The organism is Mesorhizobium sp. M7A.F.Ca.ET.027.02.1.1 (assembly GCF_004022985.1).
Taxonomy (GTDB): Bacteria; Pseudomonadota; Alphaproteobacteria; order Rhizobiales; family Rhizobiaceae; genus Mesorhizobium.
Genome location: NZ_RZOL01000429.1, coordinates 1 through 4,955 on the forward strand (window position 1 = coordinate 1; position 4,955 = coordinate 4,955).

Here is a 4,955-nt window from a genome sequence, read left to right on the forward strand (position 1 = left end):
GTGCCGGCCAAGCCTTGAGCCGTCAGCGCCGCGACGACGCCACCGGCAGTGCCGTCATTGGCCGCGACCACCGCGTCGACCTTGTTGTCGTTGGCGGTCAGGAACTGCTCCATGTTCTTCTGGGCGTTGGCGGGCAGCCAGCCATCCGTGTAGGCTTCGCCGACATTCTTGATCTTGCCGCTGTCGATGGCTTCCTTGAGCACTTCCATCGAGCCCGAGAACAGGAAGTCGGCATTGGGATCGGCACCGGAGCCCTTGATGAAGACGTAGTTGCCTTCCGGCTTGACCTTGAACACTTCGCGGGCCTGCATGCGGCCGACTTCCTTGTTGTCGAAGGTCAGATAGAAGACGTCCTTGTTCTCGATCAGCCGGTCATAGCCGACGACCGGAATGCCTTCGTCCAGCGCCTTCTGCACGGCCGGGCCGATGGCCGAAGCGTCCTGCGCCAGGATGATCAGGGAATTAGCGCCCTGCGAGATCAGGCTTTCGACATCGGTAAGCTGCTTGCCGGGATTGGACTGCGCATCGGCGGAGATGTACTTGTCGCCAGCGGCCTCGATCGCCGTCTTCATGGCGGCTTCGTCGGTCTTCCAGCGTTCTTCCTGGAAGTTGGACCACGAAACGCCGACGACCTTGTCCTTCGCCTGCGCGACAGACGCGAGCGTCAGCGACATGGCGGCACCCGCCAGGATGGCGGCCGTGAATCTTTTCATATTATCCTCCCTGCGCCGCGTATGGCGCGACCAAACTGACCCGAGGGCCGGCACAGAGGCTCTATTTTTTCGAGCCTCGAAAAAATACTGGGCCAACGCCCGAACGCTGTCAACATCGATTCTGATCGATTTTGATGTCATTTCGAGTTTTTTTCGAGTCTCGGAATAAATAAATGACACGGCCTGCAGCTTCTGCCAGTATTTACCGGCGTCACCGACAGCGTTCCAGGGGCAGGAGGAACCGCGGCGACCGGGAGGATATGAAAGAACATGTCGGTCGGAATCCGCCACGACGATCTGCGCCGCCGCAACCGCGCCATGGTGATCGCGGCAGTGCGCCGCGCCGGACAGCCGTCGCGAACCGAGATCGCCGCGACCACAAGCCTCAGCCATTCGACCATCTCGGCGATTTCATCGGACCTGATCGTCGAAGGCATCCTGACCGAAAGCAAGCCGAGCGAGGCCGGCTCACTCAAACGCGGCCGGCCGCAGGTCGGCCTCAGTCTCAATCCGGAAGCGGCCGCGGTAATGACCGTGGTGCTGTCGCTGAACTTCCTCTCCGTCGCCGTCATCGACTATGCCGGCCAGGTAATATCCGAGGAACAGCGCCGGCTGGACACGCTGACGATGTCGCGCGAGTCGCTGATCGGGGAATGCACGGCCATCGTGCGGCGCCGCCTGGCAGATCCCGACCTGGACGTGCGCAGCATCGCCCGCATCGCGCTGGCCATCCAGGGCATCACCGACACCCGTGCCCGCGCCATGCTGTGGTCGCCGATCACGCCGCACACCGACATCGCCTTCGCTGACATATTCGAAGACCAGTTCGGCATCCCTGCCATAATGGAGAACGACTGCAACATGATGGCGGTGGCGCTGCGCTGGCGCGACCCCGATCGTTACCGCGACGATTTCATCGCTATCCTTTTGTCGCACGGCATCGGCATGGGACTGGTGCTGAAGGGCGAATTGTTCACCGGCACCCATTCTTCGGGCGGCGAATTCGGCCACATGATCCATCGGCCGAACGGCGCGCTATGTCGCTGCGGACGGCGCGGCTGCGTCGAAGCCTATGCGGGCAATTACGCCATCTGGCGCAACGCCAGGCAGATGGGCGAGAATGCAGAACCCGTTGCCGATGTCAGCGACGCCGACATGCGCGCCCTGGCTGCCGCGGCCCGCGAAGGTGACGGACCCGAACGGGAAGCCTATCGCAAGGCCGGCGAAGCGCTCGGCTACGGCCTCGGCAGCCTGTTCGCGCTGATCGATCCGGCGCCGGTCGCCATGGTCGGTGTCAGCGCCGCCGCCTTCGACCTGATCGAGCCGGCATTGCGGCAAGCGATTGCCCAGACCGCCGGCGGCCAGCATTCCAAATCGATTTCCTTCGACACCGAGCCGAACGAACTGCCGCTGATCCGCGAGGGCTGCGCCATGCGGGCGCTGATCTTCGTCGATCAGGAGATTTTTGCGCCGGGCGTGCAGGCGAGATCCGGTTTCGGCGGCAAGAACGTGGCGTGAGTTCAAACGAGGGAGTTCAGTCCTCTCGGATGGCGTATCCGGCCCCACGGATCGTGCGGATGACATCAGGCATACGGCCATTGTTGACCGCCTTGCGCAGCCGGCCGACATGCACGTCGACCGTGCGCTCGTCGATGTAGATCGTCTCGCCCCAGACATTGTCGAGCAGCTGGCTGCGCGAGAACACGCGGCCTGGATGGCGCATCATGAATTCGAGCAGGCGGAATTCCGTCGGCCCAAGCCGGATCTCGCTCTTCTTGCGATAGACACGGTGCGACTCGCGATCGAGCACGATATCGCCGACCTTTAGCACGCTGGACAGCACTTCCGGCTTGGCCCGGCGCAGCAGCGCCTTGACCCTGGCCATGAACTCTGGCGTCGAGAAGGGCTTGACCAGATAGTCGTCGGCGCCGGTCGACAGGCCGCGCACGCGGTCGCTTTCCTCGCCTCGCGCGGTCAGCATGATGATCGGCAGCCGCTCGGTCTCGGGACGCATTCGCAGGCGCCGGCAGAGTTCGATGCCCGAAACCGCAGGCACCATCCAGTCGAGCACCAGAAGATCGGGAACGTTCTCCTGCAGCCGGATTTCGGCCTCATCGCCGCGCGTCACCACCTCGACCTGGTAACCTTCGGATTCAAGATTGTAGCGGAGCAGCACGCCTAGCGGCTCCTCATCCTCCACCACCATGATGCGTGGTGCGATCATCGGCTGGTCACCCCTGTTATGCCGCTGGCGCGGACATTGCCGTCTCGTCCTGCTTCGGACGATTGGCTGGCAGCTGCGTGCCGGTCAAAACATAGTAGGCATTTTCGGCGATGTTGGTCACGTGGTCGCCGATCCGCTCGAGGTTCTTGGCGCAAAACAACAGGTGCGTGCACGCCGTGATGTTGCGGGGATCTTCCATCATGTAGGTCAGCAGCTCGCGGAACACCGAGGTGTATTTGACGTCGATGCGTTCATCATTGTTTCTGAGCGTGGCAAGTGCTGCCGCGTCAGCGGCGGCATACTCGTCGACGACCCCCTGCACCTGGATCAGCACCAGCTGCGCCATCGCGTCGATCGAATGCGAAAGATCGTGCGGCGTGACGCTCAGCCCGACAGTGCCGACGCGCTTGGCGATGTTCTTGGCAAGGTCGCCGATGCGCTCGAGGTCGCCGGCCATGCGGATCGAACCGACCACCGCACGCAGATCGTTGGCCATTGGCTGGCGCTTGGCGATCAGCGTGATGGCGCGATCGTCCAGCTCGCGCTGGCGGGCATCCATGATGGCATCGTCGGAAACCACGCGCTGCGCCAGCGCATTGTCCGAATTGAGCAAAGCCTTGGTCGAGCCACTGACCATCGAGCGGGCGAGATCGCCCATGTCGCGGATCAGCTGGCTGATCTGCTCCAGATCCTCATCGAAAGATGCAACGGTATGTTCACCCATGATCTTCGTCCCTCATATGCCTGAGCTCAGCCGAACCGGCCGGTGATGTAGTCCTGGGTGCGTTTGTCGTCGGGGGTGGTGAACATCTTGTCGGTGGCGCCCTCCTCGACCAGATAGCCTAGATGGAACATCGCGGTGCGCTGCGACACGCGCGCTGCCTGCTGCATCGAATGGGTGACGATGACGATCGTATAGTTCTGGCGCAGTTCGTCGATCAGTTCCTCGACGCGAGCAGTGGCGATCGGGTCGAGCGCCGAACACGGTTCGTCCATCAGGATCACCTCGGGTGACACGGCGATGGCGCGTGCAATGCACAGACGCTGCTGCTGGCCACCGGAAAGACCCGTGCCAGGTTCCTGCAAACGGTCCTTCACCTCGTTCCAGATCGCCGCCTTCTTCAAGCTCGACTCGACGATCTGATCCATGTCGGCCTTGCGCTTGGCCAATCCGTGGATGCGCGGGCCATAGGCGACGTTCTCGTAGATCGACTTGGGGAACGGATTTGGTTTCTGAAACACCATGCCGACGCGCGCCCTGAGTTCGACGACATCGATGTTCTTGTCGTAGATGTCTTCTTCGTCGAGCGTTATCTTGCCGGTTACCCGCGCGGAATCGATGGTGTCGTTCATGCGGTTGAGGCAACGCAGGAAGGTCGACTTGCCGCAGCCGGAGGGGCCGATCAGCGCCGTCACCTGATTCAGGCGGACGTCGAGATTGACATCGAACAGCGCCTGCTTCTCGCCATAGAACACGCCGACCTTGTCGCCGCGCATTTTGATCACTTCGTTCGACTTGGCGTTCATCTTATCGCCCACTGCATTTTCAAGGGACTGTTCGGTCATGATGTTCATACCAAAATGCCTTTTTTCTACCAGCGCCGCTCGAACCGACGCCGAAGCACGATCGCGGTGATGTTCATGGCCATGAGGAAGACGAGCAGGATGATGATCGCGCCCGACATGCGCTCGACGAAGGCGCGCTCGGCCTCGTTCGCCCACATATAGATCTGCACCGGCAGCGCGGTGGCCGGATCGAAAGGCGTCGTCGGTGGATCGGCGACGAAGGCGACCATGCCGATTAGCAGCAGGGGCGCGGTTTCACCGAGCGCACGCGCTAGACCGATGATGGTGCCGGTGAGGATGCCGGGTGCGGCAAGCGGCAGGATGTGCTGGAACACCATCTGCATCTTGGAGGCGCCAAGACCGAGAGCCGCCGAGCGGATCGACGGCGGCACCGCGGCAAGTGCAGCGCGCGTCGCGATGATGATCGTCGGCAGCGTCATCAGTGTCAGCAC

6 protein-coding genes are annotated in these 4,955 nt (G+C 62.2%); 1 reads left to right on the plus strand and 5 read right to left on the minus strand.

Going from position 1 to position 4,955, the window contains the following annotated elements:
• A partial coding sequence (locus EN749_RS30395) for a substrate-binding domain-containing protein (protein ID WP_145991061.1) occupies positions 1–713 on the minus strand: 713 nt, incomplete at its 3' end.
• A gap of 270 nt (positions 714–983) precedes the next feature.
• On the opposite strand from EN749_RS30395, the gene EN749_RS30400 reads away from it, so the two are divergent.
• Positions 984–2,231: an ROK family protein gene (locus EN749_RS30400; RefSeq protein WP_128364548.1), complete on the plus strand. Its 1,248-nt coding sequence runs from the start codon at positions 984–986 to the stop codon at positions 2,229–2,231.
• 16 nt (positions 2,232–2,247) lie between these two features.
• On the opposite strand, the gene phoB is transcribed toward EN749_RS30400, so the two are convergent.
• From phoB to EN749_RS30420, 4 genes are all read right to left on the minus strand, one after another.
• Positions 2,248–2,937: a phosphate regulon transcriptional regulator PhoB gene (phoB, locus tag EN749_RS30405; protein ID WP_010911896.1), complete on the minus strand. Its 690-nt coding sequence runs from the start codon at positions 2,935–2,937 to the stop codon at positions 2,248–2,250.
• Positions 2,938–2,953: 16 nt separating this feature from the next.
• Positions 2,954–3,661, minus strand: a complete 708-nt coding sequence (gene phoU / locus EN749_RS30410) for a phosphate signaling complex protein PhoU (RefSeq protein ID WP_127267720.1) — start codon at positions 3,659–3,661, stop codon at positions 2,954–2,956.
• Between the two features lie 26 nt (positions 3,662–3,687).
• On the minus strand, positions 3,688–4,512 hold the full coding sequence (gene pstB / locus EN749_RS30415) for a phosphate ABC transporter ATP-binding protein PstB (RefSeq protein WP_127267721.1): 825 nt from the start codon (positions 4,510–4,512) through the stop codon (positions 3,688–3,690).
• Positions 4,513–4,529: 17 nt separating this feature from the next.
• A partial coding sequence (locus EN749_RS30420; protein WP_128279706.1) for an ABC transporter permease subunit occupies positions 4,530–4,955 on the minus strand: 426 nt, incomplete at its 5' end.

Coding starts and splice junctions, on each gene's coding strand:
- pstB (WP_127267721.1), bottom strand. CDS start 4,512: ATGAACATCATGACCGAACAGTCCCTTGAAAATGCAGTGGGCGATAAG.
- phoU (WP_127267720.1), bottom strand. CDS start 3,661: ATGGGTGAACATACCGTTGCATCTTTCGATGAGGATCTGGAGCAGATC.
- phoB (WP_010911896.1), bottom strand. CDS start 2,937: ATGATCGCACCACGCATCATGGTGGTGGAGGATGAGGAGCCGCTAGGC.
- EN749_RS30400 (WP_128364548.1), top strand. CDS start 984: ATGTCGGTCGGAATCCGCCACGACGATCTGCGCCGCCGCAACCGCGCC.